This is a genomic window from Lelliottia sp. AC1 (genome assembly GCF_023278595.1).
In the GTDB taxonomy this organism is placed as follows: domain Bacteria; phylum Pseudomonadota; class Gammaproteobacteria; order Enterobacterales; family Enterobacteriaceae; genus Enterobacter; species Enterobacter nimipressuralis.
Genome location: NZ_CP025699.1, coordinates 4104998 through 4129835 on the forward strand (window position 1 = coordinate 4104998; position 24838 = coordinate 4129835).

Sequence of the window (24838 nt, forward strand, 5' to 3'; positions counted from 1 at the left end):
CCAGGGGGGAGGAATTCGCCAGAGCGGTCGTTAAAAAAACAAAACCCCCAGATTTTCATCCAGGGGTTATCGGGGAACTTCGCGGGAATTACGCTTCGATAGCGGCGCGAAGTTTTTTCATGGCGTTCTTTTCAAGCTGACGCACACGCTCTGCTGAGACGCCGTAGCGGTCGGCCAGCTCCTGCAGGGTGGACTTGTTGTCTTCGTCCAGCCAGCGGGCGCGGATAATCGCCTGGCTACGCTCGTCGAGACCTTCCATCGCGTGGGTGAGTTTGTTCGCGGCCTGATCTTCCCAGTTATCCTCTTCGATGCCGTCGGCAAAGTTAGAGGTTTTATCCTGCAGATACAGAACCGGTGCCATCGGCTGGCTATCCTGCGCATCGTCGTCAGAAGACATATCGAATGTCATGTCCTGAGCGGCCATACGGGATTCCATCTCACGCACATCTTTGCTGGAAACGCCCAGCTCACGCGCTACCATTTCGACTTCATCCTGATTGAACCAGCCCAGACGCTGCTTGGCTTTACGCAGGTTGAAGAACAGTTTGCGCTGTGCTTTGGTCGTAGCGACTTTCACAATACGCCAGTTACGCAGCACGTATTCGTGAATTTCCGCTTTGATCCAGTGAACGGCGAAGGAGACCAGTCGCACACCCACTTCCGGGTTGAAGCGACGTACAGCCTTCATCAGACCGATGTTACCTTCCTGAATCAAGTCCGCCTGCGGCAGACCGTAACCCGAGTAATTACGAGCAACGTGAACAACAAAGCGCAGGTGAGACAGGATCAGCGTCTTAGCTGCTTCCAGATCGCCCTGGTAATGCAGCTTTTCAGCAAGCTCCTTTTCTTCCTCAGCCGTCAACATCGGCCAGGTGTTCGCAGCCCGGATATAAGATTCCAGGTTACCAACAGGGGCTAAAGCTAAAGTTTGCATTTCTTTGGTCATTCATTCCTCTCAATTTAGTGTCTTCTGGCGTTTGTTTGTCCCCATCAGGCAACAAGCATGCCAAAGCATTTGAGCAGTGAGACTAACATTCACATTTTTATCAGACCGTGATTTTATCCACAAGTTCCATGTAATGCTGTGAATAAATTACGCACAAATTGTGACATGGACAACTGATTGCGGGGGAGAGCCAACAGGGACTCTTTCCCTGCAGAGTGAAGTACTCATTGCAGGGAAAGATTATACCAGAGATTTTTTACTGCGGGGTAAAGTGACGTAAATGTTGTACGGTGGCAAGCCAGGCGGCCACCCAGCCAATCATCGAGCACACCAGCAGTAATAACAGGCACTCATCGAAGGATAAGCCGCTGATATCAAACTTAGTTCCGAAAACCTGCGCCACTTCGGTGACGGCGGAAGAGAGCCGCATCACCAAAATTTCTGACAGAATCAGTGAAAGAAATGCGCCGGAAAAACCGAGCAATGCGCCGCCATACAGGAACGGGCGTAGGATGAATCCATCCGTCGCACCTATCAGTTTCTGCACGTTAATCGTATCGCGACGGGCGAAGATGCTCAGACGCACGCTGTTACCGATGACGAGGAAGACCGCCGCCACCATCAGCACGCCAATCATTGCCGCCACGCGCCCTACCAGCCCCGTCAGGGAGGCCAAACGCGCAAACCAGCTGTCGTCCATACGCACTTCATCAATGCCGTTGATACGGGTGATGCGATCGCGCAGGGTGTTCAGCGAGTCCGTGCCCTGGAAGTCCAGTTTCGGGATCACCACCGCCACGGCGGGCAGCGGGTTCTCTTCGAGCATATCCAGCGCGCCGCCAAACCCGGACCAGTTGCGGAACTCGCCCAGCGCTTCGTCGCGCGACAGGTAGTTCACCTTTTCGACGCCCTGCTCCGCCTGGAGTTGCCCCACCACCTGTGCGGCGGCGCTGTCATCCAGCGCCTTATCCAGATACACCGTGATTTGCGGTGACGGATAGTATTGCGAGGCCGCCTCATTGACGTTTTTGTAGACCATATAGCAGACGCTCGGCAGCGTCAGGGAGATGGCGATCACCATCACCGTCAGGAACGTCGCCAGCGGTTTACTTTTCAGATCCTGCACCGCGCCGTGGAAGGCGTAGCGCACCTGTTCGTTAAAGACGTTGGTCTTGCGAGAGTTTGGCTTCGGCGCCGCTTTCGCACGCTTTGGCGTGTTACGGTTACCCTCTCCGCCGCCCTGCGGCTTGCGGAAGCGGTCAAATCGATTACCAAACTGCCGAATCTGGTTTATTGCGTCGCGCTTATTCAACGTGGCCTCCGTGCAAATGACCTTCGCTCAGGGTCAGCATGCGGTACGAACGACGGGAAATCAGCCCGATGTCGTGCGTCGCCATCAGGACTGTTACCCCAACGCGGTTAAACTCCTCAAACAGCCGCAGGATCCCTTCCGAGAGCGCATCGTCCAGGTTACCGGTCGGTTCATCCGCCAGCAGGACGGCGGGTTTGTTCACCACCGCGCGAGCAATACCCACGCGCTGCTGTTCACCGCCGGAAAGCTGAATCGGGAAGTTCTTCGCTTTGTCCAGCAGCCCGACTTTATCCAGCGCCGCCGAAACGCGACGGCGGATATCGTCATAGCTGGCACCCGCAATGATCAGCGGGATCGCCACGTTATCAAAAACGGTGCGATCCATCAGCAGGTGGTGATCCTGGAAAATCATGCCGATCTGACGACGCAGAAACGGCACCTCACGGTTTTTCAGGCGGCTGATATCATGCCCGCTAAAAAAGATGTTCCCGGCGCTTGGCCGCTCGATCCCACAGATAAGCTTGAGCAGGGTACTTTTCCCCGCGCCGGAGTGGCCGGTCAGGAATGCCATCTCGCCCGGTTGCAGGTGGAATGTCACCCCCTGCAACGCTTGTCTCCCACCGAGATAGGCCTTGCTGACGTGTTCAAAGCGAATCATTGTTAATCCTCTCGGGCAAATAGTGCCTCAATAAAGTCGTCCGATTTAAACGGACGCAAATCCTCGATACGTTCGCCGACACCGATGTAACGGATTGGGATGCCGAACTGATCCGCCACGGAGAAGATCACTCCCCCCTTAGCGGTGCCGTCCAGTTTGGTCAGCGTAATCCCGGTCAGCCCGACCGCTTCATCAAACAGCTTCGCCTGGCTGATGGCGTTCTGGCCGGTGCTGGCATCAATGGTCAGCATAATTTCATGCGGTGCGTCTTCGTCCAGCTTCTTCATCACGCGGACGATTTTCTTCAGCTCTTCCATCAGGTGCGATTTATTCTGCAAACGCCCTGCGGTATCCGCAATCAGCACATCGATATTTCGCGCTTTCGCCGCCTGGATGGCATCGAAAATCACGGACGCAGAATCTGCGCCAGTGTGCTGCGCAACCACCGGAATGTTGTTGCGCTGACCCCAGACCTGCAGCTGCTCGACGGCCGCTGCACGGAAGGTATCGCCCGCCGCCAGCATCACCGATTTGCCCTGCTGCTCAAACTGACGCGCCAGCTTACCGATAGTGGTGGTTTTCCCGACGCCGTTAACGCCCACCATCAGAATAACAAAGGGCGTTTTGCCTTCAATATTAAGCGGTTCGTCAACTTTTGCGAGAATTTCGCCCATCTCGTCTTTCAGCAGGCCGTACAGCGCCTCGGCATCACGCAGCTGTTTACGGCTCGCGCTTTCCGTCAGTTTCGCGATAATTTTGCGCGTGGTTTCCACGCCGACATCGGCAATCAGCAGCTGCTCTTCCAGCTCTTCAAACAGATCATCGTCGATTTTTTTGCCACGGAACAGACTGATAAATCCGGAACCGAGGTTTTCTTTGGTTCTGACCAGGCTGCGTTTCAGACGCGCGAAGAAACCTTCTTTGGTCGGTTTTTCCTGCTCCTGAACGATCTCTTCCGCCGGGGCCTCTTCTTCCGTCTCTTCGACCGGCACCACGATCACCGCGTCTTCTGCGGCTTCGGCGGCCAGCGCCTGGGCTTCCAGCTCTTCATCGGTGATGTCAGGCGCGTTTTCCGCTTCTTCAACGGCTTCAACGATCTCTACGGTTTCCGCTTCCGCCTGCCACTCTTCTGGCGCGATCGTTTCGGCTTTGACCTCTTCCGGCAGCGGCAGCTCTTCGTGCTCAATCACGGCCTGAGGCGCTTCTTCAACAACCGGCTCAACGACAACCTCGACCGCCTGAGGAACAATTACCGGCTCCGGTTTCTCGATCTCCTGAATCTGTTCGGTCACCTCAACCACGTCTTCAGCGAAGGAGTCGATCTCTTCTTTGCTGTGCGCAGGCTCTTCCGCTTCTACAACCGCGGCGGTTTCAACAGGCGTTTCGGGCTGTGACTGCTCTTCAACCGCTTGCTGTTCTTCGATTTTCTGTTCTGTTTCTTGCTCTTTTTCGCCGAAGCCCAGCCAGGAAAAGAAGCCACGTTTTTTTTGTTTTGCCATCTGCGACGACACTCCTCGCGGTGCTATATACATGGAAGCTATAAAAATGATGAAATAGTCTAACACTTTACCTAATTAACATCACCGCCTGGAATCGCAGGCCAATTGTTAGCAGAGCTTTCCTGAAATGAAGAAAACGAACCGCCCGGCCGGACAAATTCGCATTATTGGCGGCCAGTGGCGAGGCCGCAAACTGCCTGTACCCGACAGCCCTGGGCTGCGCCCGACAACCGATCGCGTCCGCGAGACGCTATTTAACTGGCTGGCCCCATCGATGGTTGACGCCCGCTGCCTGGACTGTTTTGCCGGAAGCGGTGCGCTCGGCCTTGAAGCGCTGTCGCGTTATGCCGCAAGCGCAACCCTGCTGGAGATGGAGCGCGGCGTTGCGCAGCAGTTGCAGCAAAATCTGGCGACCCTCAAAGCGACCAACGGCAACGTGGTGAATATCAATACTCTGTCGTTCCTCGCGCAAAAGGGCACGCCGCACGACGTGGTATTTATCGACCCGCCGTTCCGCAAGGGGCTGCTGGAAGAGACGCTGACGCTGCTGGAAAACAACGGCTGGCTGGCGGATGACGCGCTTATTTATGTCGAAAGTGAAGTGGAAAATGGCCTTCCGCCGGTTCCCGTTCACTGGGATCTGCACCGCGAGCAGGTCGCAGGGCAGGTCGCCTATCGTTTGTATCACCGTGAAGTAGAAGGAGAGCCTGATGCCAGTTCTGATTAATCTTGGCCGTTTGCTGATGTTGGGCGTCTGGGCGTTTCTGCTCCTGAACCTCGTCCACCCGTTCCCACGTCCGATGAACATTTTCGTTAACGTGGCGCTGATTTTCACCGCCTTTATGCACGCCCTGCAGATGGTGATGCTGAAAAACGGTCTGCCGAAAGACGGGCCGCCGATGACCGGCTGGCAGCAACTGCGCGTCTTTATTTTCGGCGTGTTCGAGCTGCTGGTGTGGATGAAAAAGTTTAAAGCACAGGCGAAGAAATAAGTCATATGCAGCCCGGTGTACAGCTTTTGTAAACCGGGCCACCCGGCGAGTTACGGCTCGACCGCAAACCCTTCAAACCGCGATCCCTTATAGCTCAACAGCCCGCGATCCCCCACCGTCAGCTGATGGTACTGCTTCTCGTCGAGACGAAACGTCATCTCCAGCCCACCGCTCTGCGGTTTAAAGCTCGCCTCATAGCGCATTAGCGCGCCTGCTGGCGTCACCTGTTGCTGCCGGGAACGGCGCTCATTAAGCGCTTTCTCGCGCTTATTGCTCACCGCCACCCGTTTTTGTAAGAGCGGCGTGGCGTTATTATCGGCTTTTTCGCGGCGCTGCTGCACAAAGCGAAACGAAGCGGCGATGACGATGATGGCCACCACCACCACGAAGAAAAGCGGCATTTTGCTCATTGTTGAATCCCATCAGATTATGCGGAAATCAGGATACCGCGGCTTATCCGGCATTGCCAAACGCCTGCTCGCGTCACTACACTGAATCAGAATGTATGATTCAAAAATAACAGATACAGGGAGTTAATATGCTTTGGTCATTTATCGCTGTCTGTTTTTCCGCATGGCTTTATGTCGATGCGTCGTATCGCGGTCCAACGTGGCAGCGCTGGCTGTTTAAACCGGTGACCCTGCTGCTCCTGCTGCTGCTCGCCTGGCAGGCGCCGATGTTCAACGCCGTGAGCTATCTGGTGCTCGCGGGTCTGTGCGCCTCGCTGATTGGTGACGCGCTTACCCTGCTGCCGCGCCAGCGTTTGCTGTATGCCATCGGGGCATTTTTCCTTTCCCATCTGCTCTATACCATCTACTTCGCCAGCCAGATGACCCTCTCCTTCTTCTGGCCGTTGCCGCTGATCTTACTGGTCATGGGCGCGCTGCTGGTGGCGGTGATCTGGACACGGCTGGAGGAGATGCGCTGGCCGGTCTGTACCTTTATCGCCATGACGCTGGTGATGGTCTGGCTGGCCGGTGAACTGTGGTTCTTCCGTCCTACGTCACCTGCAATGTCGGCGTTCTTCGGTGCCGCCCTGCTGCTGATTGGGAATATTGTTTGGCTGGGAAGTCACTACCGCCGTCGCTTCCGCGCGGATAACGCTATCGCCGCCGCCTGCTACTTCGCCGGGCATTTCCTGATAGTCCGCTCGCTGTATATTTAATAGTGCTTGACTCTGGAGTCGACTCCAGAGTGTATGCTGCGGTTAATGAGAAAATTATCATTACCGGAGAGTGCCATGTCGACTCCAGAAACACCGAAAAAAGTGCCGCAATTCTCGGCGCTGAAACTCAGCCCCGCGCCTGCGAAAGACGACTGCTGCTGCGACAGCGGATGCGAAACCCAGACGGCACCCGTGCTGCCTGAAAACGGCGAGCGCTACACCTGGATCGTCAACGGGATGGACTGCGCCGCCTGCGCGCGCAAAGTCGAAAACGCCGTCAAACAGGTGGCTGGCGTAAACCACGTTCAGGTGCTGTTCGCGACCGAAAAGCTGCTCATCAGCGCTGAAAAAGATGTCAGTGCGCAAGTCGAAGCGGCTGTCACCCGCGCGGGCTATTCCCTGCGCAGCGAGCAGACGCCTGCCGAAAAAATCTCTCCCCTGCGGGAAAATCTGCCGCTCATTACGCTGATCATCATGATGGCGCTGAGCTGGACGCTGGAACACTTTAATCATCCGTTCGGCAATCTGGCGTTTATCGCAACGACCCTGGTCGGCCTGTTCCCGATTGCTCGTCAGGCCCTGCGCCTGATGAAAAGCGGGAGCTGGTTCGCCATTGAAACACTAATGAGCGTCGCGGCGATTGGCGCGCTGTTTATTGGTGCGACGGCAGAAGCGGCGATGGTCCTGCTGCTGTTCCTGATTGGCGAACGCCTTGAAGGCTGGGCGGCGAGCCGCGCACGTAAAGGGGTCAGCGCGTTAATGGCGCTGAAACCGGAAACGGCAACGGTCGTGGTCGACGGAGAACGAAAAACTGTCGCCATCACTGCACTTCGCCCCGGCGATGTAATGGAAGTGGCTGCCGGGGGCCGTCTGCCCGCGGACGGTACGCTCATCACCGCAAACGCCAGTTTCGATGAAAGCGCCCTGACCGGGGAATCAATTCCTGTCGAACGTGAGACGGGCGAGAAAGTCCCTGCCGGGGCCACCAGCGTGGACCGTCTGGTGCAGCTCACGGTGCTGTCCGAACCGGGCGACAGCGCCATTGACCGGATTCTGAAGCTCATCGAAGAAGCCGAAGAGCGCCGTGCGCCCGTCGAGCGCTTTATCGATCGCTTCAGCCGCATTTACACGCCAGTGATTATGCTGATTGCCCTGCTGGTGGCGGTGGTTCCGCCGCTGCTGTTCAGCGCCCCGTGGGAGGCCTGGATTTATAAAGGGCTGACGCTGCTGCTGATCGGCTGTCCGTGTGCGCTGGTCATCTCAACACCTGCGGCCATTACCTCAGGTCTGGCGGCAGCCGCGCGACGCGGAGCGCTGATTAAAGGCGGTGCCGCGCTGGAGCAGCTCAGCCAGGTTCAGCAGATCGGCTTCGATAAAACCGGGACTCTGACAGTTGGCAAACCGCAGGTTACCGGAATTTATCCTGCCGACGACGCATTGCTGTCACTGGCCGCCGCCGTTGAGCAGGGATCGACCCATCCCCTGGCGCAGGCGATTGTGCGTGAGGCCCAGTCGCGCGGGCTGATGATCCCCGCAGCCAGTGCGCAGCGCGCGCTAATGGGGTCAGGGATCGAAGCGGTAGTCGAAGGGCGCCAGGTGCTGATCTGTGCCGCCGATAAATTCCCCGCTGACGCCTTCAGCCCGCAGATCCGCGAGCTGGAACAGGCCGGGCAGACAGTGGTGATCGTCGTTGTCGACGGCGTGGCGAAAGGGGTTCTGGCCCTGCGCGATACCCTGCGTGACGATGCCAAAGAGGCCGTGGCGGCACTGCATAAGCTCGGTATTCAGGGTGTGATTTTGACCGGCGATAACCCACGTGCAGCGGCAGCGATTGCCAGCGAGCTTGATCTGGAATACCGGGCAGGATTGTTGCCAGCAGATAAAGTGCAGGCTGTTACCGGGCTAAACGCTCAGGCACCGCTGGCAATGGTCGGCGACGGCATTAACGACGCCCCGGCGATGAAAGCCGCGACGATCGGGATTGCGATGGGCAGTGGCACCGACGTGGCGCTGGAAACCGCCGATGCGGCGCTTACCCATAACCGTCTGACCGGGCTTGCGCAGATGATATCCCTGGCGCGCGCCACCCGTACCAATATTCGTCAGAACATTACGATTGCGCTGGGGCTGAAGGGGATCTTCCTGGTGACAACGCTGCTGGGAATAACAGGTCTGTGGCTGGCAGTGTTGGCGGATACGGGGGCAACGGTGCTGGTGACAGCCAACGCCCTGCGGTTGTTGCGTCGGAAGTCATAACCGCCGGGCAAACGCGATAATCACGCGAGAATGTTGTAGGCCGGGTAAGGCGTCGTCGCCACCCGGCAAACGCGATTATCCTTTGCGCAGCAGATACCGGTACGGCAGCGATTGGGTCTCTTGCGCCACCAGTTCGTGTTCCATAAAGGTACAAAAGCCCGGAATATCGCGGGTGGTGGCAGGATCGTCAGCAATGATCAGCAGCGTCTCGCCGGTCTGCATGTTGCGCACGGTTTTGCGCACCATCATTACCGGCTCCGGGCAACGGAGGCCTTGTGCATCAAGCGTGTGGTCAGGGCTGGAAAACAGGTTGGTCATCATCTTCTCGTTCACATCAAAAACGGCTGTAGTTTACGCCGCGTTTTCGGCAAAGCAAACCAGGTTAACGATTGCGCGAAAATTAGCCATTGCAATACCCTCCAAAAGCAGTATTATGCGGCGGCTTTAAACCCTACCCCGGTAGGTTTTTATTGGGTTCCCTCACCCCAAATCACAAAAAGGTCACAATATGACGCAGTTCTCTCAATCGCAGCGCGTAAAAGCGTTGTTCTGGCTATCGCTATTTCATCTGCTGGTGATCACCTCCAGTAACTATCTGGTGCAGCTGCCCATCTCCATTTTTGGTTTCCATACCACCTGGGGCGCGTTCAGTTTCCCGTTTATCTTCCTTGCGACAGATTTGACCGTGCGCATCTTCGGCGCGCCGCTGGCCCGACGCATTATTTTTGCGGTGATGCTGCCCGCGCTGTTCATCTCCTACGTCATCTCATCCCTGTTCTATATGGGAAGCTGGCAGGGCTTTGAAGCGCTGACGCACTTCAATCTGTTTGTCGCCCGTATCGCCGCCGCCAGCTTTATGGCCTATGCGCTGGGGCAGATCCTCGACGTCCACGTCTTTAACCGCCTGCGACAGAACCACCGCTGGTGGATGGCACCGACGGCGTCCACGCTGTTCGGTAACGTCAGCGATACCCTCGCCTTCTTCTTTATCGCCTTCTGGCGCAGCCCGGATGCCTTTATGGCCGCCCACTGGATGGAAATCGCGCTGGTGGACTACTGCTTCAAAGTGCTGATCAGCATTGCGTTCTTCCTGCCGATGTACGGCGTGCTGCTGAATATGCTCCTGAAAAGGCTGGCGGATAAATCCGAAATGTCTGCATTACAGGCTGGTTAAAGGTTCGCTTTATCAGTTGTGATAAGATGGACAAATGAGCCGTTATGGCCGTTTATCGAAAGGAAGAAGTCAATGCGCAATCTGGTTAAATATGTCGGGATTGGCCTGCTGGTTGTGGGCCTTGCGGCCTGTGATAACAGCGATACGAAGACCCCTGCTCAGGGCGCGTCTGCTGAAAGTAACGCCACCGGACAACCGGTGAATTTGATGGATGGCAAACTCAGTTTCTCTCTGCCGGCGGATATGACCGATCAGAGCGGCAAGCTGGGTACCCAGGCGAACAACATGCACGTCTATTCAGACGCCACCGGGCAGAAAGCGGTGATCGTGATTGTCGGTGACGACACCAGCGAAGACCTGGCCGTGCTGACTAAGCGTCTGGAAGATCAACAGCGTAGCCGCGATCCGCAGCTGCAGGTCGTGACCAACAAGTCCATCGAACTGAAAGGCCACACCTTGCAACAGCTGGACAGCATTATCTCTGCCAAAGGCCAGACCGCTTACTCCTCCGTGGTGCTGGGTAAAGTGGACGGCAAACTGCTGACCATGCAAATCACCCTGCCTGCTGACGATCAGCAGAAGGCGCAAACCGCTGCGGAAAACATCATTAATACCGTCGTGATCAAATAATTTTCATTACGATTCAACGGTCTCCGTCGCTTGCGCCGGGGGCCGTTTTTTTAGGCGCCAGGTCAACAACAGCGCCACACCCACCAGCCCCGCCGCCGCCAGATAGATCATCGGAACGCCCGCCCATGCCATCAGCAGCCCGGCCAGTGGCCCGGTCACGCCCAACGACATATCCATAAATACCGTATAAGTCGCCAGTGCTGAGCCCTGGTTTTGCTGTGGCACGGCTTTCACCGCCACCACGCCCAGCGCCGGGAAGACCAGCGAGAAGCCCGCGCCCGCGAGGAACACGCCGATTTTCGCCACCCACGGCTCGCTGGCAATGCCCGTCAGCAGCAGGCCAACAATCTCCACGGCAAAGCAGATCATGGCCACGTTCAGCCCGCCGAGGCGGTTGATGCCGTTCGGGAAGAGTAACCGCGTGCCAACGAAGGCACAGCTAAACAACGTCAGGGCGAACGCTGCGCCGTCCCAGCCTTTGGCATCGTAAAAGAGGGTGATGAAGGTGGCGATCACACCGAAACCGGCGGAGGCCAGCGCCAGCGCCATGCCGTAAGGCCAGACGCGTCCGAGCACCGCGCGAAACGGCAGCGGTTTACCTTTGTTGGCTTTCACTTTCGGACGCGGCAGCGCCAGTAAAATTGCAATCAGCGCGACCACCATAATGGTGATGGCCAGCCCGTGCAGCCCGCCCCACGCGTAACACACCACGCCAAGCGGCGCACCGAGAGCCATCGCGCCGTAGGTGACAATCCCGTTCCATGAAATCACGCGCCCGATATGCGGCGTGCCGACAACGCCCACGCCCCACAGGGTCGAGCCGGTACCCGCCAGGCTTTGCCCGATGCCCAGAATCACACGCCCAAGACACAGCAGCGCCAGGCTAACCATCGGCCAGCCGCTGGTGGTCGCCGCCAGCAGATAGCTCAGGCCACTGAGGAAACAGCCGCACAACCCCACCACGACAATACTTTTCGGGCCAAACAGATCCGCGTAGCGCCCCGACTGCGGGCGACTCATCAGCGTGGCGAAATACTGGAGGCTAATCACCAGCCCCGCCCAGAAGGCGCTAAATCCCATCACGTCATGGACGTAACCGGGCAAAACCGCCAGCGGCAGCCCAATGGTGAGATAACTGGCGAAGTTAAACATGACAACAGAAACAATGCGCAGATTGAGGCGCAATCCGCTCAGCGCCGGTTCGGCGGCAGGTACGGGCATGAGGTTCTACCTGGAATTTTGCAACAGTGTTTCACTATTACCACGTCATGGGGCGAAAAGCAGCAGCGACTTTCAGATTAACGGCGTCAAACGCAGCGGTCTCCAGGCGCTACACTTAACGGGCACACAACAAAAGGAATCAGCATGACAACCCCCCAGCCCGACAAGACGGGCCTCCACATTTTATTAAAGCTCGCCTGTCTGGTGGTAATTCTCGCTGGCATTCACGCGGCGGCGGATATTATCGTCCAGCTGTTGCTGGCGCTTTTTTTTGCCATTGTTCTCAATCCGTTAGTTACCTGGTTTATTCGACGTGGCGTGCGGCGTCCGCTTGCCATCACCATCGTAGTCATTGTGATGCTCATCGTGCTGACCGCGCTGTTCGGTGTGCTGGCGGCGTCGCTGAGTGAGTTCTCCACCCTACTGCCGAAATACAATAAAGAGCTGACGCGCAAGATTGTCGATCTGCAGCAGATGCTGCCGTTCCTCAACTTGCACATCTCCCCTGAACGCATGCTGAGACGCATGGACTCCGAAAAAGTCATGACCTTCGCCACCACCCTGATGACCGGGCTTTCTGGCGCGATGGCCAGCATTTTACTGCTGGTGATGACGGTGGTATTTATGCTGTTCGAAGTGCGCCACGTACCGTACAAACTGCGTTTCGCCCTAAACAATCCGCAAATCCACATCGCCGGGCTGCACCGCGCGCTGAAGGGTGTTTCACACTATCTGGCGCTGAAAACGCTGCTGAGCCTGTGGACCGGGGCGATTGTCTGGCTGGGGCTGGCGCTGATGGGCGTGCAGTTCGCGCTTATGTGGGGCGTGCTGGCGTTTCTGCTCAACTACGTGCCTAACATCGGCGCGGTGCTCTCTGCCGTGCCGCCGATGATTCAGGCGTTTCTGTTCAACGGCTTTTACGAATGTATGCTGGTGGGCGCACTATTTCTGGCGGTGCATATGGTACTCGGGAATATCGTCGAGCCGCGCATGATGGGCCACCGTCTGGGCATGTCGACAATGGTGGTCTTTTTGTCATTATTAATATGGGGATGGCTACTCGGCCCCGTGGGAATGCTCCTTTCGGTACCGCTGACCAGCGTCTGTAAAATATGGATGGAGACCACGAAAGGCGGCGGGAAACTGGCGATTCTTCTCGGGCCGGGGCGCCCGAAAAGCCGACTCCCCGGATAACGTTTTTAGCGTAAACCTACCAACCGGGGTAGGTTTACGTTCCTCATCAGGTCTATACACTCTATGCCGATTTTTTAAATCGGCATAATTGTTATATTTAAGTGAATATTCTCTTAGCAAAGCCGATAACAAAATCGTTGTCTACATTGCTATCGCGTTAATTAAAGTTAAATTGGCAATGAAAAAAAAGAAATAACGCAAGAATGATATTTAACGCAATGGTTTCAATTTATCTTAAGGATTATATTGCGTGAATATCGCGGACGAAATCACTATTATTGATACGGAGTTGTTGATGAAGAAGATTGTGAAATGGTGTGCGGCGTTTGCCATTATGGGTGCGCTGGCAGGCTGTGCGCGTACTGCCCCGGTTGATCAGGTTCATTCTACTGTCAGCGCGGGCCATTCTGCGGAGCAGGTTAAGTCGGCGATTCTGAAAGCCGGTCTTCAGCGCGACTGGATTATGACCGAAGTCAGTCCTGGTATGATCAAAGGCCGCCTGCAGGCACGCGACCATAGCGCCGAAGTGCGCATCCCGTACACGGCCACAAGCTATTCAATTAATTACGAAAATAGCCTGAACCTGAAAGCCAGCGACGGTAAGATTCATAAAAATTACAACCGTTGGGTTCGCAATCTCGACAAAGATATTCAGCTGAATCTCGCCAGAAGCGCCGCGCAGTAAATTTGTTTAAAGTCGGGCCGCTATCGGCCCGATAACGTATTTCTCTGACCAGTTAAAGGTTACGCAATAATGTACGAAACGGATTCGCTCAGTGCGCTGGATGCCATTACAGAAGCACAACGTATCGCTTTTGCTCCGATGTTGTTTCAAACCGCGCTCTGTCTGCGTAACTCTGGCGTTTTAGCCTGGCTGGATAAACAGGGAAAACAGGGTGCATGCCTGGATGAGATTGTTAAAAACAGCACACTGAATGAATATGCAGTGAGCGTCCTGCTGGATATGGGATTAAGCGGACGAATCGTTACCCATAAAGAGGGGCTGTACTACCTGGCAAAAATAGGCCATTTTCTTCTGCATGACACCATGACCCGCGTAAATATGGATTTTACCCAGGACGTTTGTTATCAGGGTTTATTCCATCTCTCCGATTCCCTTAAACAGGAAAAGCCCGCGGGATTATCGGTATTTGGCGAATGGCCGACTATCTATCCTGCATTGTCGCAATTACCGGCGCAGGCGAAAGAGAGTTGGTTTGCGTTTGATCATTACTATTCTGACGCCGCTTTTGATGCCGCTTTGCCATATATATTCGCAAGCAAGCCGACAAAATTGTACGATGTAGGCGGAAATACCGGTAAATGGGCTTTACGCTGTTGCCGCTATGATGAAAATGTCGCCATTACGATCCTCGACCTCCCGCAGCAAATAGCGCTGGCGCAGGAAAATATCGCAATTGCAGGATTATCTCATCGCATTGGGTTCCATGCTGTCGATATGCTTAGCAACGCGGCACTGCCGGGCGAAGCTGACGTGTGGTGGATGAGCCAGTTCCTCGACTGCTTCTCTCCCGATCAGATTGTCACCATGCTGGGAAACGTGGCTCAGGTCATGAAGCCGGGCGCACGGTTATGCATTATGGAGCTGTTCTGGGATGCCCAGAAATTCGAAGCGGCCTCGTTCAGCCTGAACGCGACCTCGCTCTATTTCACCTGCATGGCGAATGGTAATAGTCGCTTTTATAGCGCCGAGAAATTTTATCACTACCTGGAGCAGGCGGGTTTCCACGTAGAGCAACGACTGGACAATTTAGGGTTAGGGCATACCTTGCTGATTTGTCAGAAAAACGAACAATAAATTCTGTGAAATACCTGACGGCACACACCGTTATTTAATGACGATAGATCGCGGACGCGCGTAGATGAAATTTGCACTTAACATTATCGACTGGCAGGCCAGAGCGCCGGGTCTCAGTGATGCCGAACAATGGCAGGCGTGGTCACGCGATTCGCTCGCCATTGATCCCACTGCGCCACAGGCAAAACTCACTGATTTGCCGATGATGACCGCGCGTCGCCTCAACTCTGGCAGCAAGCTGGCCGTCGATTGCGGCCTGTCGATGCTGCGCAAGCACGCCATCGACGCCGTGGTCTACACCAGCCGTCACGGCGAGCTGGAGCGCAACTACCGCATTCTGCATGCCCTGGCGACGGATCAGGCCGTGTCGCCCACCGATTTCGCCATGTCCGTACACAACTCTTCCGTGGGTAATCTCACTATCGCCGCGCGCCAGCCGATTGTCTCCTCTTCCCTTTCCGCCGGGCTGGACACCTTCCAGCAGGGCTTATGTGAAGTGCTGTGCATGCTGCAGGCGGGGTACGCCCGCGTTCTGCTGGTCGATTTCGACGGTTCACTGCCGGTGTTTTACCACCCTCATTTACCCGCGCACATGCCCACCTGGCCGTATGCGATGGCGTTAGTGATCGAAGCCGGTGATGCGCTGCGCTGCGAAACCCGTTCTGGCAGCCTCGGCGAAGAGCCGCCGTTGCCGCAAAGCCTGATGTTCCTGCAACGTTATCTTACTGGCGAGCCGCAGTTTGTGGTTTCCGGTGAGCGCCTGCTGTGGCAGTGGTCCCGCGCATGAACGCGTTAGCCAGCACTCTTAATCGGCTATGGCGTCTGATCATGACCGGATTCTGCTTCGCGCTGTTTGGCGTGGGCGGACTGCTTCTGTCGCTGGTCTGGTTTAATCTCCTGCTGATTGTTCAGCGCGATCGCGTCAAACGCCGTCGGCTGGCACGCCGCAGTATCGCCGCCAGCTTTCGTTTCTTCATGAACGTTATGCGCCTGACGGGCGTGCTGGATTACCGCATTGATAACCTTGAGGCCCTGCGCAGCGAGCGCGGTTGCCTTGTCATCGCCAACCATCCGACGCTGATTGATTACGTAATCCTCGCCTCAGTCATGCCAGAAACCGACTGCCTGGTGAAAAGCGCCCTGCTGCGTAACCCCTTCGTCAGCGGCGTGATTCGCGCAGCGGATTATCTGATCAACAGTGAAGCAGATACCCTGCTCGCCGCCAGCCAGCGACGTCTGGCACAGGGCGATACCTTACTGATTTTCCCCGAAGGCACGCGCACCCGCGTCGGGGAAGCGATGACGCTGCAACGCGGTGCGGCCAATATCGCCGTGCGCTGCGGCAGCGATCTGCGGGTGGTGGTGATCCACTGCAGCGAGCACCTGCTCGATAAAAAAAGCCGCTGGTACGACGTACCGCCGCGCAAGCCCTTCTTCACGGTTGATGTCCGTGAACGGGTCAATATTCATGATTTTTACGATGCAACAGAACAAGAACCGGCTCTGGCAGCGCGCCAGCTGAACCGGCATCTGCAGCATCGCTTAACAGCAGGCCTTCAATCTTTGTCAGGAATTAATGATGCAAGCGCTTTATCTTGAAATTAAAAATCTTATTATCTCTACGCTGAATCTGGACGAACTTACCGCCGATGATATCGAAACGGATGCGGCGCTGTTTGGTGATGGCCTGGGCCTCGATTCCATCGACGCGCTGGAGCTTGGCCTGGCAGTGAAAAACCAGTACGGGGTTGTGCTCTCTGCGGAAAGCGAAGAGATGCGTCAGCACTTCTATTCCGTCGCCACGCTGGCATCATTTATCCATGCCCAACGCGCCTGAGAACGAATTTGCTATGACAGAACAAAATGCCATTTATCAGGAAGTCTGCGGACTCCTGACCAAACTGTTTGAAATCGAACCGGACGCGATCTCTCCCGAGGCGCGCCTGTACGAAGATCTGGAGCTGGACAGCATCGACGCCGTCGACATGATTGTTCATCTGCAGAAGAAAACAGGCAAAAAAATCAAACCTGAAACCTTCAAATCGGTGCGTACCGTTCAGGACGTGGTGGACGCTGTAGAACAGCTTCTGCGCGAAGAGTAAGACGCCATGCGTGGCGGACGATCTTTTCCGGCCATCCCGCTGCTGACGGGGCTGATGCTGCTCGCCTGGCCATTTCTGATTGGCTTTGGGCTGACGCACAACAGCCTGCACTGGCTGCTGCCGCTGATGGCACTGCTGCTGGTCTGTCGCCTGCGTCAGGCGCGGCATAACGCCGGGCCGATGCGCGTTGTGGTGCAAAGCGTGGCGCTGGCGGGCATTGCCCTCTGCACGGCGAGCTATCTGCTGAAAGCGCACCAGTGGCTGCTGCTCTATCCCGTGGTGGTGAATCTGGTGATGCTGGCCGTGTTTGGCGGTTCTCTGTGGACGGCAATGCCGCTGGTCGAACGGCTGGCGCGTTTGCGCGATCCCCAACTGCCGCCGGAAGGCGTTCGCTACACCCGCAATGTCACCCGCGTGTGGTGCGGGTTTTTCATTGTGAACGGTTCAGTGGCGCTGTTTACCGTCATCCACGGCGAGATGCGGCTCTGGACGCTGTGGAACGGCATGATCGCGTACATCCTGATGGGGACGCTCATGGCGACGGAGTGGCTGGTGCGTCAACGGGTGATTAAAAAAAGTGAAGCACATGACTAAACCCCTTCCTCTGGGGCAGTGGCTGAACGCGCCGCGCCCGGATGATACGCCGATCGCCTGGCTTGACGATCACACCTGGACACTCGGGCAGCTCCGTCACGACGTCTCCTCCCTGACCAACATGCTCCGTCAGCAGGAGGGCGAGCGCTGGGCGCTGTGCTTTGAAAACAGCTACCTGTTTATCGTCGCCCTGCTCTCGACGCTGCATGCGGGAAAAACGCCGGTGATCCCCGGCCACAGCCGCGTGTCGCTGCTCGAAGAACAGCGCGCACTGTTCAGCGGCGTGCTGAGCGATCAAACCCTGAGCTATCAGGGCCGTCTGATCGTGGTGAATTCAGCCCGTCGCAGCGCAGACACCTTCACGCCGCTGCCGCCGATTGGCGAAGACAGTTTTGTCGAGCTGTTCACCTCTGGCTCGACCGGCGCACCACGACGCATCATAAAACCTGTCGCCCGCCTCGATCGCGAAGCCAGTCTGCTGGCCGACCGTTTTGGCGAGAGGCTGACGGGCTGCAGTATTGTCGCCTCCGTGGTGCCGCAGCACTTGTACGGCCTGACGTTCCGCATCTTTTTACCCCTGTCACAGGGGCTGTCGCTGCACGCGGCAATGCTCTACTACGCCGAACAGCTGGCGGCGCTGCCCCATGACCGGCGCTACGTATTTATCAGCAGTCCGGCGTTTCTGAAGCGTCTCGACACCCAGCTTGCGCCGCCTCCCGTGGCAATGCTGCTCTCTGCGGGCGGTATGCTGCCGTGGGATGATGTCACCGCCACGCATCGCTGGATGAACGTCTGGCCGGATGAAATTTACGGCAGCACTGAGACCGGCATTCTGGCCTGGCGGCATCATCAGGAGGCGTCGATTCCGTGGCTTCCGTTCCCCGGCGTGCATTTCCGTCACGACGGGGAGACCTGCCATGTCACCTCGCCGCTGATCCACGAGGCCGAAGGCTTACCGCTCGACGATATCCTGCACTTTGAGGATAACGGGACGTTCAGCATCGCCGGACGTCGTGGCCGGGTGGTCAAAATCGAAGAGAAGCGCGTTTCGCTCAATGAAATTGAGCAGCGTCTGCTGACGCTGGACGGCATTCGCGAAGTCGCCGCCCTGCCCGTCACACGCGGGGGTCGCCAGGGTATCGGCGTACTGCTGGTGCTCAACGACGACGCGCGTCAGCGTCTGCATCAGCAGGGCAATAAAGCGCAGGAGTTTGCCTGGCGCCGTGCCCTGCTGCCATGGCTTGAGCCGGTCGCCGTGCCGCGCTACTGGCGGATCATCGATGAGATGCCCGTCAACAGCATGAACAAGCGTGTCTATGCGCAGTTACAGGAGTTGTTTCATGAAAATCCATGAAATCGAGCGCCACCAGTCGCAGCCACAGAATCTTGAGATTGTCCTGCATCTCGACCCGATGCTGTTCTGGTTCCAGGGCCATTTTGCCGTGCAGCCGCTGCTGCCGGGCGTCGCACAGCTCGACTGGGTGATGCACTACGCCACCACGCTGCTGGCACCGGAATACCGTTTTCACAGCATTCAGAATGTAAAGTTCCAGGCGCCGCTGCTGCCGGATGCCACCGTCACGTTGACGCTCAAATGGAATGCCGAACGCCAGATCCTCACCTTTAGCTATCAGCGTCACGACGGCGACGCGCGCCACACCGCCAGCAGCGGGAAGATCCGGTTATGTCGCTGACGTTCCGCCCCTGCGTACTGATCCCCTGCTACAACCACGGCGCGATGATGGCGAGCGTGCTGTCGCGGCTGGAATCGTGCGCGCTGCCGTGCCTGATCGTCGATGACGGCAGTGACGAGCGCACCCGTCTGGAGCTGGAACGCCTGGCGGGTGCCTATCCGCAGGTCACACTCATCCGGCTGCCGGAAAATGCCGGCAAAGGCACGGCGGTCATCCGTGGGCTGGAGGCGGCTTCCCGCGCAGGGTTTACCCACGCGGTGCAGGTGGATGCCGACGGACAGCACGCCATTGAAGATATTCCGCAACTGTTAGCGCTGGCCGAACGCCACCCGGATGCGCTGATCTCCGGCCAGCCTATTTATGATGATTCGATCCCCCGCTCGCGCCTCTATGGCCGCTGGATCACCCACGTCTGGGTGTGGATCGAAACCCTGTCGCTGCAGCTGAAAGACAGCATGTGCGGGTTCCGCATCTATCCCGTGGCCCCCACGCTGAAACTGGCAGAACACGCCACCCTCGGCAAGCGGATGGATTTTGATACGGAAGTGATGGTCCGCCTCTACTGGCAGGGCAACACCAGCTATTTTGTGCCGACGCGGGTGACCTATCCCCACGATGGCCTGTCCCATTTCGATGCCCTGAAAGACAACGTCCGCATCTCCCTGATGCACACCCGCCTGTTCTTCGGCATGCTGCCGCGTATGCCTTCGCTTCTGCTGCGTCGCCGTCGCGAGCACTGGGCCGAGCAGCAGGAAGTAAAAGGGCTGTGGGGCATGCGCCTGATGCTGCGCGTCTGGCAGCTTTTTGGACGCCGCGCCTTCAGTCTGCTGCTATGGCCAGTGATCGGCGTTTACTGGCTGATCGCCCGCCCGGCGCGACAGGCGTCGCAGCAGTGGCTGGCGCGCGTGGCTGACGTGCTTCACGCACAAAACCGCCCGCTGCCGCCGCGCTGTAACAGCTTTTTCCACTTTATGCGCTTCGGCAATTCGATGTTGGATAAAGTCGCGGGCTGGCGCGGCGAGCTGAAGATGAACCGGGATGTGGTCTTTGCACCCGGCGCGCGCGAAGCGCTGAACGTTGAGGCCCCACAGGGCAAGCTACTGCTGGCCTCGCATCTCGGCGATGTCGAAGCCTGCCGCGCGCTGGCGCAACTCGACGGCAGCAAAACCATCAACGCGCTGGTGTTCAGCGATAACGCCCAGCGCTTTAAACAGATCATGCAGGAGATGGCCCCCCAGGCTGGGCTGAACCTGATGCCCGTCACCGATATCGGGCCGGAAACCGCCATCGCCCTGAAAGAGAAGCTCGATCGCGGTGAATGGGTGGCGATCGTCGGCGATCGTATCGCCGTCAATCCACAGCGCGGCGGCGAGTGGCGCGTAATCTGGAGCGAATTTATGGGAAAACAGGCTCCGTTCCCGCAGGGGCCATTTATTCTCGCCTCTATTCTGCGCTGCCCGGTGGCACTGATTTTCGCGCTGCGCCAGCAGGAGAAGCTGCACATTCACTGCGAAACCTTTGCCGATCCGCTGTTACTGCCGCGCGGCGAGCGCCAGCAGGCGTTGCAGCAGACCGTTGATCGCTATGCACAACGCCTCGAGCATTACGCGCTCATGTCGCCGCTCGACTGGTTTAATTTTTTCGATTTCTGGCATCTGCCGGATGCCAAATAGAAGGAGTAAAGGGTGCTGACCGATCCCCGTTTTACGACTGACGTCGAGCTGACCGTCCCTTTCCACGACGTGGATATGATGGGCGTGGTCTGGCACGGTAACTATTTCCGCTACTTTGAGATCGCCCGCGAGGCGCTACTCAACCAGTTTAATTATGGCTATCGGCAGATGAAGGAATCCGGCTACGTCTGGCCGGTGGTCGATACGCGGGTGAAGTACCGCGATGCGGTGAAATTCGAACAGCGCATCCGCGTCCGGGCGCACATCGAAGAGTTTGAAAATCGTCTGCGTATCGCCTACCAGATTTTCGACGCCGAAACCGGAAAGCGAACCACCACCGGGTACACCATCCAGGTGGCCGTGGAAGAGAGCAGCCAGGAGTTGTGTTTCGTCAGCCCGGCGATTTTGTTTGAACGAATGGGAGTTACGCCATGAAATGGTTGCCCCTGCTGGCGCTGCTGGTCAGCCCGCTGGTCAGCGCGGTTACGCTCGATGAACTGCAGCAGCGCTTTACCGAGCAGCCCGTGGTGCGCGCGCATTTCGAGCAGACCCGCACCATCAAAGACCTGCCGCAGCCGTTGCGCTCGCAGGGCGAAATGCTGATTGCCCGCGACGACGGTCTGCTGTGGGATCAGAAAGCCCCGTTCCCGATGACCCTGCTGCTGGACGACAAACGCATGGTGCAGGCGATCAACGGCCAGCCGCCGCAGACGATCACCGCCGAGAACAACCCGCAGATGTTCCAGTTTAACCATCTGCTGCGCGCCCTTTTCCAGGCCGACCGCCACGTGCTGGAAGAGAACTTCCGCATAGATTTTAAGGATCTCGGCGCGGGCCGCTGGTCGCTGGTGCTCACGCCCATCACCACGCCGCTGGACAAGATTTTCGCCACTATGAATCTGGGTGGCGCGACCTATCTGGAGTCGATCCAGCTCAACGACAAGCAGGGCGACCGCACAGATATCGTCCTTTCCCGCCATCAACTGACGCCCGCCAGCCTGACTCATGACGAACGCCAACGCTTTGCCGCACCGTAACACCCGGCGCCCGGCGCTGCTCTGGGGTGTGGTATGCCTGGTTCTGCTGGGCGTCCTGCTGTCGCTGCTGCCCGGCGCGCGACTCAACAGCAGCGTGCTGGCGATGCTGCCCAAGCAGACGCTCGGGGCGATCCCGCCTGCGCTCAACGACGGATTTATGCAGCGTCTGGACCGTCAGCTGGTATGGCTGGTCAGCCCCGGTAAAACGCCGGACCCGCGCGTGGCTCAGCGGTGGTTAACCCTGCTGCAAAAATCGGACACCCTCAGCCAGGTCAAAGGCCCGATGGATGCCAACAGCCAAAAAGCCTGGGGCGAATTTTTCTGGCAGCACCGTAACGGCCTGCTTGACAGTGCCACCCGCGCCCGCCTGCAAAACGGCGGGGAGGCGCAGGCCCAGTGGATCTTATCTCAGCTGTACTCGGCCTTCTCCGGCGTCAGCGGCAAAGAGCTGCAAAACGACCCGCTGATGCTGATGCGCGGTTCGCAGCTGGCGCTGGCGCAAAACAGCCAAAAACTGCGGCTGATGGACGGCTGGCTGGTGACCCAGGACGCCGCAGGAAACTACTGGTATCTACTGCACGGCGAGTTGGCGGGCGAGTCATTTGATATGCAGCAAACGCACCGTCTGGTGACGACGCTGCAGGGTCTGGAAAGTGAGCTGAAAACGGCTTTCCCGCAGGCTCAGCTGTTATCGCGCGGCACCGTGTTTTACAGCGACTACGCCAGCCAGCAGGCAAAACAGGATATTTCGACTCTCGGCGTCGCCACCCTTCTGGGGGTGATTTTGCTGATTGTGGCGGTGTTCCGCTCCCTGCGCCCGCTGCTGTTATGCCTGATTTCCATCGGCATCGGCGCGCTGGCCGGAACCGTCGCCACGCTGACAATCTTTGGCGAATTGCATCTGATGACGCTAGTGATGAGCATGAGCATCATCGGGATTTCCGCGGATTACACGCTCTATTACCTGACCGAACGGATGGTCCACGGCGCGCAGGATTCGCCGTGGCAAAGCCTGGCGAAAGTGCGTAACGCCCTGCTGCTGGCCCTGCTGACCACCGTGGCGGCTTACTTCATCATGATGCTTGCCCCATTCCCTGGCATTCGTCAGATGGCGGTGTTTGCCGCCGTGGGGCTGAGCGCCTCCTGCCTGACAGTGATTTTCTGGCATCCGTGGCTGTGCCGTGGGCTGCCTGTTCGCCCGGTGCCAGCGATGGTGCTGATGCTGCGCTGGCTGGCCGCCTGGCGGCGCAACAAGGCGCTCTCCGTCGGGTTGCCAGTCGTGCTGGCCGTGGTCTCCGTGGTCGGGATCGCCAGCCTGCGGGTGGATGACGATATCGCCCAGCTCCAGGCGCTGCCGAAAGCGATTCTGGCGCAGGAAAAAACCATTACCGCCCTCACCGGGCAGAGCGTCGATCAGAAATGGTTTGTGGTCTACGGTGATTCCGCCCAGCAAACGCTGGAGCGGCTGGAAGCCTTCACCCCTGCGCTGGCGCAGGTGCAAAAAGTCGGTGAAATAAAAGCGTTCCGCACCCTTCCCCTGAACTCGCTGACGCGGCAGAAAAGTGATTTGGCCTTGCTGCACAAGGCCGCACCGGCAGTGACGAAAGTCTTACAAGGCGCAGGGCTGACGAGCGTTTCACCCGATCTGAACGCCATGGACGTGACCACAGACGCTTGGCTCGCCAGCCCGGCGAGTGAAGGCTGGCGTCTGCTGTGGCTGACGCTGCCCGACGGCCACAGCGGCGTGCTGGTGCCGGTCGACGGCGTGAAAAACAGCGCGGCGCTGAGCCAACTGGCGGCAGCGCATCCGGGTGTGGCGTGGGTGGATCGCAAAGCGAGCTTCGACAGCCTGTTTTCCCTGTATCGCAACGTGCTGACGGGCCTGCTGTTGGTCGCGCTGGCGGTGATCGCCTGCGGGGCGATGGTGCGTCTCGGCTGGCGTAAGGGGCTGATAAGCCTGGTGCCATCGGTGCTGTCGCTGGGCTGTGGTCTGGCAGCACTGGCGGCAACCGGCCATCCGGTGAATCTGTTTTCGCTGCTGGCCCTCGTGCTGGTGCTGGGGATTGGCATTAACTACACCCTGTTCTTCAGCAATCCGCGCGGTACACCGCTTACTTCCATGCTGGCGATTACGCTGGCGATGATGACCACGTTACTGACCCTCGGCATGTTGGTCTTTAGCGCCACGCAGGCGATCAGCAGCTTCGGCATTGTGCTGGTCAGCGGTATTTTCACCGCCTTCCTGCTGGCTCCGCTGGCGATGCCAGCTAAAAGAGAGAGAAAACGATGATGATCCCGTTTGGCCGCGCGCTCGCCCTGATGGCGACTCTGCTGCTGGCAGGCTGTAGCCACTCCACGCAAAACAGTGACGGCACGCGCCCGCAGGCCTGGCTGCAGCCGGGTACCAAAGTGACGCTGCCTGCGCCGGGGATTTCTCCGGCGGTCAATTCTCAGCAATTGCTGACGGGCAGCTTCAACGGCCAGACGCAATCGCTGCTGGTGATGCTCAACGCCGACGCGGATAAAATCACGCTGGCCGGGCTGTCGTCGGTGGGGATCCGCCTGTTTCTCGCCACCTATGACAAGACCGGTATCCACACCGAGCAGTCGATTATCGTGCCGCAACTGCCGCCCGCCAGTCAGGTATTGGCCGACGTGATGCTCAGCCACTGGCCGATCAGCGCCTGGCTGCCGCAGCTGCCGAAGGGCTGGACGCTTGCGGATAAGGGCGATCGCCGCGAGCTGCGCAACGCCAGCGGCACGCTGGTGACCGAGATTGTCTATCTGCAGCGCAAAGGCAAACGCGAGCCGATCAGCATCCAACAGCACGTCTTTAACTACCACATCACCATTCAATATCTGGGTGACTAAG

The 24838-nt window shown here is 57.8% G+C and carries 28 protein-coding genes; 21 read left to right on the plus strand and 7 right to left on the minus strand.

Going from position 1 to position 24838, the window contains the following annotated elements; all coding sequences use genetic code 11:
• Positions 1-88 precede the first annotated feature (88 nt).
• From rpoH to ftsY, 4 genes are all read right to left on the minus strand, one after another.
• On the minus strand, positions 89-946 hold the full coding sequence (gene rpoH, locus C0560_RS19555) for an RNA polymerase sigma factor RpoH (RefSeq protein ID WP_059180334.1): 858 nt from the start codon (positions 944-946) through the stop codon (positions 89-91).
• A gap of 256 nt (positions 947-1202) precedes the next feature.
• On the minus strand, positions 1203-2258 hold the full coding sequence (ftsX, locus tag C0560_RS19560) for a permease-like cell division protein FtsX (RefSeq protein WP_100778553.1): 1056 nt from the start codon (positions 2256-2258) through the stop codon (positions 1203-1205).
• Positions 2251-2916 carry a cell division ATP-binding protein FtsE gene (gene ftsE, locus C0560_RS19565; RefSeq protein WP_100778552.1) on the minus strand — a complete coding sequence of 222 codons (666 nt, stop codon included), beginning with the start codon at positions 2914-2916 and terminating at the stop codon, positions 2251-2253. Before ftsE ends, ftsX begins: the two co-directional genes overlap by 8 nt.
• 2 nt (positions 2917-2918) lie before the next feature.
• A complete protein-coding gene (gene ftsY, locus C0560_RS19570; RefSeq protein ID WP_248859276.1) occupies positions 2919-4415 on the minus strand; it encodes a signal recognition particle-docking protein FtsY in 1497 nt (498 codons plus the stop codon).
• Between the two features lie 127 nt (positions 4416-4542).
• On the opposite strand from ftsY, the gene rsmD reads away from it, so the two are divergent.
• Positions 4543-5142, plus strand: a complete 600-nt coding sequence (gene rsmD / locus C0560_RS19575; protein ID WP_248859277.1) for a 16S rRNA (guanine(966)-N(2))-methyltransferase — start codon at positions 4543-4545, stop codon at positions 5140-5142.
• Positions 5126-5407 (plus strand): DUF1145 family protein, encoded by a 282-nt coding sequence (locus C0560_RS19580; protein ID WP_100778549.1) that lies wholly within the window; start codon positions 5126-5128, stop codon positions 5405-5407. Before rsmD ends, C0560_RS19580 begins: the two co-directional genes overlap by 17 nt.
• A gap of 50 nt (positions 5408-5457) precedes the next feature.
• Here the strand turns inward: C0560_RS19580 and C0560_RS19585 are convergent, their stop codons facing one another.
• Entirely contained in the window at positions 5458-5817 is a 360-nt protein-coding gene (locus C0560_RS19585; RefSeq protein WP_248859278.1) for a DUF2500 domain-containing protein, read from the minus strand.
• A gap of 128 nt (positions 5818-5945) precedes the next feature.
• Between C0560_RS19585 and C0560_RS19590 the strand changes: the two genes are divergently transcribed.
• Together C0560_RS19590 and zntA are read left to right on the plus strand one after the other, a co-directional pair.
• The gene (locus C0560_RS19590; protein ID WP_100778547.1) at positions 5946-6572 is read left to right on the plus strand and encodes a lysoplasmalogenase; all 627 of its coding nucleotides are present in this window, start codon (positions 5946-5948) and stop codon (positions 6570-6572) included.
• A gap of 75 nt (positions 6573-6647) precedes the next feature.
• Positions 6648-8828, plus strand: coding sequence for a Zn(II)/Cd(II)/Pb(II) translocating P-type ATPase ZntA (zntA, locus tag C0560_RS19595; RefSeq protein ID WP_248859279.1), 2181 nt, complete (start codon positions 6648-6650; stop codon positions 8826-8828).
• A 75-nt stretch (positions 8829-8903) separates the two neighbouring features.
• Here the strand turns inward: zntA and tusA are convergent, their stop codons facing one another.
• Complete coding sequence (tusA, locus tag C0560_RS19600) at positions 8904-9146, minus strand: sulfurtransferase TusA (protein WP_100778545.1); 243 nt, start codon at positions 9144-9146, stop codon at positions 8904-8906.
• A gap of 190 nt (positions 9147-9336) precedes the next feature.
• On the opposite strand from tusA, the gene C0560_RS19605 reads away from it, so the two are divergent.
• Together C0560_RS19605 and C0560_RS19610 are read left to right on the plus strand one after the other, a co-directional pair.
• Positions 9337-10002, plus strand: coding sequence for a 7-cyano-7-deazaguanine/7-aminomethyl-7-deazaguanine transporter (locus C0560_RS19605; RefSeq protein ID WP_102105306.1), 666 nt, complete (start codon positions 9337-9339; stop codon positions 10000-10002).
• Positions 10003-10074: 72 nt separating this feature from the next.
• Positions 10075-10632: a DcrB family lipoprotein gene (locus tag C0560_RS19610; RefSeq protein ID WP_100778543.1), complete on the plus strand. Its 558-nt coding sequence runs from the start codon at positions 10075-10077 to the stop codon at positions 10630-10632.
• A 6-nt stretch (positions 10633-10638) separates the two neighbouring features.
• Here the strand turns inward: C0560_RS19610 and C0560_RS19615 are convergent, their stop codons facing one another.
• The gene (locus C0560_RS19615) at positions 10639-11853 is read right to left on the minus strand and encodes an MFS transporter (protein ID WP_181826975.1); all 1215 of its coding nucleotides are present in this window, start codon (positions 11851-11853) and stop codon (positions 10639-10641) included.
• Positions 11854-11997: 144 nt separating this feature from the next.
• Here C0560_RS19615 and C0560_RS19620 point away from each other — a divergent pair, with 144 nt between their 5' ends.
• The 15 genes from C0560_RS19620 (at position 11998) to C0560_RS19690 (ending at position 24837) form a co-directional block, all read left to right on the plus strand.
• Positions 11998-13047 (plus strand): AI-2E family transporter, encoded by a 1050-nt coding sequence (locus tag C0560_RS19620; RefSeq protein ID WP_100778541.1) that lies wholly within the window; start codon positions 11998-12000, stop codon positions 13045-13047.
• A gap of 295 nt (positions 13048-13342) precedes the next feature.
• Positions 13343-13732, plus strand: coding sequence for a hypothetical protein (locus C0560_RS19625; protein WP_107704220.1), 390 nt, complete (start codon positions 13343-13345; stop codon positions 13730-13732).
• Positions 13733-13801: 69 nt separating this feature from the next.
• Positions 13802-14866 (plus strand): methyltransferase, encoded by a 1065-nt coding sequence (locus C0560_RS19630; RefSeq protein ID WP_123429808.1) that lies wholly within the window; start codon positions 13802-13804, stop codon positions 14864-14866.
• Between the two features lie 64 nt (positions 14867-14930).
• Positions 14931-15653, plus strand: coding sequence for a beta-ketoacyl synthase chain length factor (locus C0560_RS19635; protein ID WP_102105304.1), 723 nt, complete (start codon positions 14931-14933; stop codon positions 15651-15653).
• On the plus strand, positions 15650-16465 hold the full coding sequence (locus C0560_RS19640) for a 1-acyl-sn-glycerol-3-phosphate acyltransferase (protein ID WP_248859280.1): 816 nt from the start codon (positions 15650-15652) through the stop codon (positions 16463-16465). Before C0560_RS19635 ends, C0560_RS19640 begins: the two co-directional genes overlap by 4 nt.
• Positions 16446-16703, plus strand: coding sequence for a phosphopantetheine-binding protein (locus tag C0560_RS19645; protein ID WP_100778537.1), 258 nt, complete (start codon positions 16446-16448; stop codon positions 16701-16703). The genes C0560_RS19640 and C0560_RS19645 overlap by 20 nt, the downstream gene beginning before the upstream one ends.
• A 13-nt stretch (positions 16704-16716) precedes the next feature.
• Positions 16717-16968, plus strand: coding sequence for an acyl carrier protein (locus C0560_RS19650; protein WP_100780796.1), 252 nt, complete (start codon positions 16717-16719; stop codon positions 16966-16968).
• A gap of 6 nt (positions 16969-16974) precedes the next feature.
• A complete protein-coding gene (locus C0560_RS19655) occupies positions 16975-17562 on the plus strand; it encodes a hypothetical protein (RefSeq protein WP_248859281.1) in 588 nt (195 codons plus the stop codon).
• Positions 17555-18916 carry an AMP-binding protein gene (locus C0560_RS19660; protein WP_248859283.1) on the plus strand — a complete coding sequence of 454 codons (1362 nt, stop codon included), beginning with the start codon at positions 17555-17557 and terminating at the stop codon, positions 18914-18916. Before C0560_RS19655 ends, C0560_RS19660 begins: the two co-directional genes overlap by 8 nt.
• A complete protein-coding gene (locus C0560_RS19665; RefSeq protein ID WP_248859284.1) occupies positions 18903-19256 on the plus strand; it encodes a hydroxymyristoyl-ACP dehydratase in 354 nt (117 codons plus the stop codon). The genes C0560_RS19660 and C0560_RS19665 overlap by 14 nt, the downstream gene beginning before the upstream one ends.
• Positions 19247-20929: a glycosyltransferase gene (locus C0560_RS19670; RefSeq protein ID WP_248859285.1), complete on the plus strand. Its 1683-nt coding sequence runs from the start codon at positions 19247-19249 to the stop codon at positions 20927-20929. Before C0560_RS19665 ends, C0560_RS19670 begins: the two co-directional genes overlap by 10 nt.
• Before the next feature lie 12 nt (positions 20930-20941).
• A complete protein-coding gene (locus C0560_RS19675; protein ID WP_100778532.1) occupies positions 20942-21364 on the plus strand; it encodes a thioesterase family protein in 423 nt (140 codons plus the stop codon).
• A complete protein-coding gene (locus C0560_RS19680) occupies positions 21361-21966 on the plus strand; it encodes an outer membrane lipoprotein carrier protein LolA (RefSeq protein WP_107702683.1) in 606 nt (201 codons plus the stop codon). Before C0560_RS19675 ends, C0560_RS19680 begins: the two co-directional genes overlap by 4 nt.
• Positions 21935-24256 (plus strand): MMPL family transporter, encoded by a 2322-nt coding sequence (locus C0560_RS19685; RefSeq protein WP_248859286.1) that lies wholly within the window; start codon positions 21935-21937, stop codon positions 24254-24256. The genes C0560_RS19680 and C0560_RS19685 overlap by 32 nt, the downstream gene beginning before the upstream one ends.
• The gene (locus C0560_RS19690; RefSeq protein ID WP_129034812.1) at positions 24256-24837 is read left to right on the plus strand and encodes a DUF3261 domain-containing protein; all 582 of its coding nucleotides are present in this window, start codon (positions 24256-24258) and stop codon (positions 24835-24837) included. The genes C0560_RS19685 and C0560_RS19690 overlap by 1 nt, the downstream gene beginning before the upstream one ends.
• The last annotated feature ends 1 nt before the right edge of the window (position 24838 follow it).

Bases quoted from the DNA above. Each gene is read 5' to 3' on its own strand.
- rpoH (WP_059180334.1), bottom strand. From the start codon at position 946: ATGACCAAAGAAATGCAAACTTTAGCTTTAGCCCCTGTTGGTAACCTG.
- ftsE (WP_100778552.1), bottom strand. From the start codon at position 2,916: ATGATTCGCTTTGAACACGTCAGCAAGGCCTATCTCGGTGGGAGACAA.
- ftsY (WP_248859276.1), bottom strand. From the start codon at position 4,415: ATGGCAAAACAAAAAAAACGTGGCTTCTTTTCCTGGCTGGGCTTCGGC.
- rsmD (WP_248859277.1), top strand. From the start codon at position 4,543: ATGAAGAAAACGAACCGCCCGGCCGGACAAATTCGCATTATTGGCGGC.
- C0560_RS19580 (WP_100778549.1), top strand. From the start codon at position 5,126: ATGCCAGTTCTGATTAATCTTGGCCGTTTGCTGATGTTGGGCGTCTGG.
- C0560_RS19585 (WP_248859278.1), bottom strand. From the start codon at position 5,817: ATGAGCAAAATGCCGCTTTTCTTCGTGGTGGTGGTGGCCATCATCGTC.
- C0560_RS19590 (WP_100778547.1), top strand. From the start codon at position 5,946: ATGCTTTGGTCATTTATCGCTGTCTGTTTTTCCGCATGGCTTTATGTC.
- zntA (WP_248859279.1), top strand. From the start codon at position 6,648: ATGTCGACTCCAGAAACACCGAAAAAAGTGCCGCAATTCTCGGCGCTG.
- tusA (WP_100778545.1), bottom strand. From the start codon at position 9,146: ATGACCAACCTGTTTTCCAGCCCTGACCACACGCTTGATGCACAAGGC.
- C0560_RS19605 (WP_102105306.1), top strand. From the start codon at position 9,337: ATGACGCAGTTCTCTCAATCGCAGCGCGTAAAAGCGTTGTTCTGGCTA.
- C0560_RS19610 (WP_100778543.1), top strand. From the start codon at position 10,075: ATGCGCAATCTGGTTAAATATGTCGGGATTGGCCTGCTGGTTGTGGGC.
- C0560_RS19615 (WP_181826975.1), bottom strand. From the start codon at position 11,853: ATGCCCGTACCTGCCGCCGAACCGGCGCTGAGCGGATTGCGCCTCAAT.
- C0560_RS19620 (WP_100778541.1), top strand. From the start codon at position 11,998: ATGACAACCCCCCAGCCCGACAAGACGGGCCTCCACATTTTATTAAAG.
- C0560_RS19625 (WP_107704220.1), top strand. From the start codon at position 13,343: ATGAAGAAGATTGTGAAATGGTGTGCGGCGTTTGCCATTATGGGTGCG.
- C0560_RS19630 (WP_123429808.1), top strand. From the start codon at position 13,802: ATGTACGAAACGGATTCGCTCAGTGCGCTGGATGCCATTACAGAAGCA.
- C0560_RS19635 (WP_102105304.1), top strand. From the start codon at position 14,931: ATGAAATTTGCACTTAACATTATCGACTGGCAGGCCAGAGCGCCGGGT.
- C0560_RS19640 (WP_248859280.1), top strand. From the start codon at position 15,650: ATGAACGCGTTAGCCAGCACTCTTAATCGGCTATGGCGTCTGATCATG.
- C0560_RS19645 (WP_100778537.1), top strand. From the start codon at position 16,446: ATGCAAGCGCTTTATCTTGAAATTAAAAATCTTATTATCTCTACGCTG.
- C0560_RS19650 (WP_100780796.1), top strand. From the start codon at position 16,717: ATGACAGAACAAAATGCCATTTATCAGGAAGTCTGCGGACTCCTGACC.
- C0560_RS19655 (WP_248859281.1), top strand. From the start codon at position 16,975: ATGCGTGGCGGACGATCTTTTCCGGCCATCCCGCTGCTGACGGGGCTG.
- C0560_RS19660 (WP_248859283.1), top strand. From the start codon at position 17,555: ATGACTAAACCCCTTCCTCTGGGGCAGTGGCTGAACGCGCCGCGCCCG.
- C0560_RS19665 (WP_248859284.1), top strand. From the start codon at position 18,903: ATGAAAATCCATGAAATCGAGCGCCACCAGTCGCAGCCACAGAATCTT.
- C0560_RS19670 (WP_248859285.1), top strand. From the start codon at position 19,247: ATGTCGCTGACGTTCCGCCCCTGCGTACTGATCCCCTGCTACAACCAC.
- C0560_RS19680 (WP_107702683.1), top strand. From the start codon at position 21,361: ATGAAATGGTTGCCCCTGCTGGCGCTGCTGGTCAGCCCGCTGGTCAGC.
- C0560_RS19685 (WP_248859286.1), top strand. From the start codon at position 21,935: ATGACGAACGCCAACGCTTTGCCGCACCGTAACACCCGGCGCCCGGCG.
- C0560_RS19690 (WP_129034812.1), top strand. From the start codon at position 24,256: ATGATCCCGTTTGGCCGCGCGCTCGCCCTGATGGCGACTCTGCTGCTG.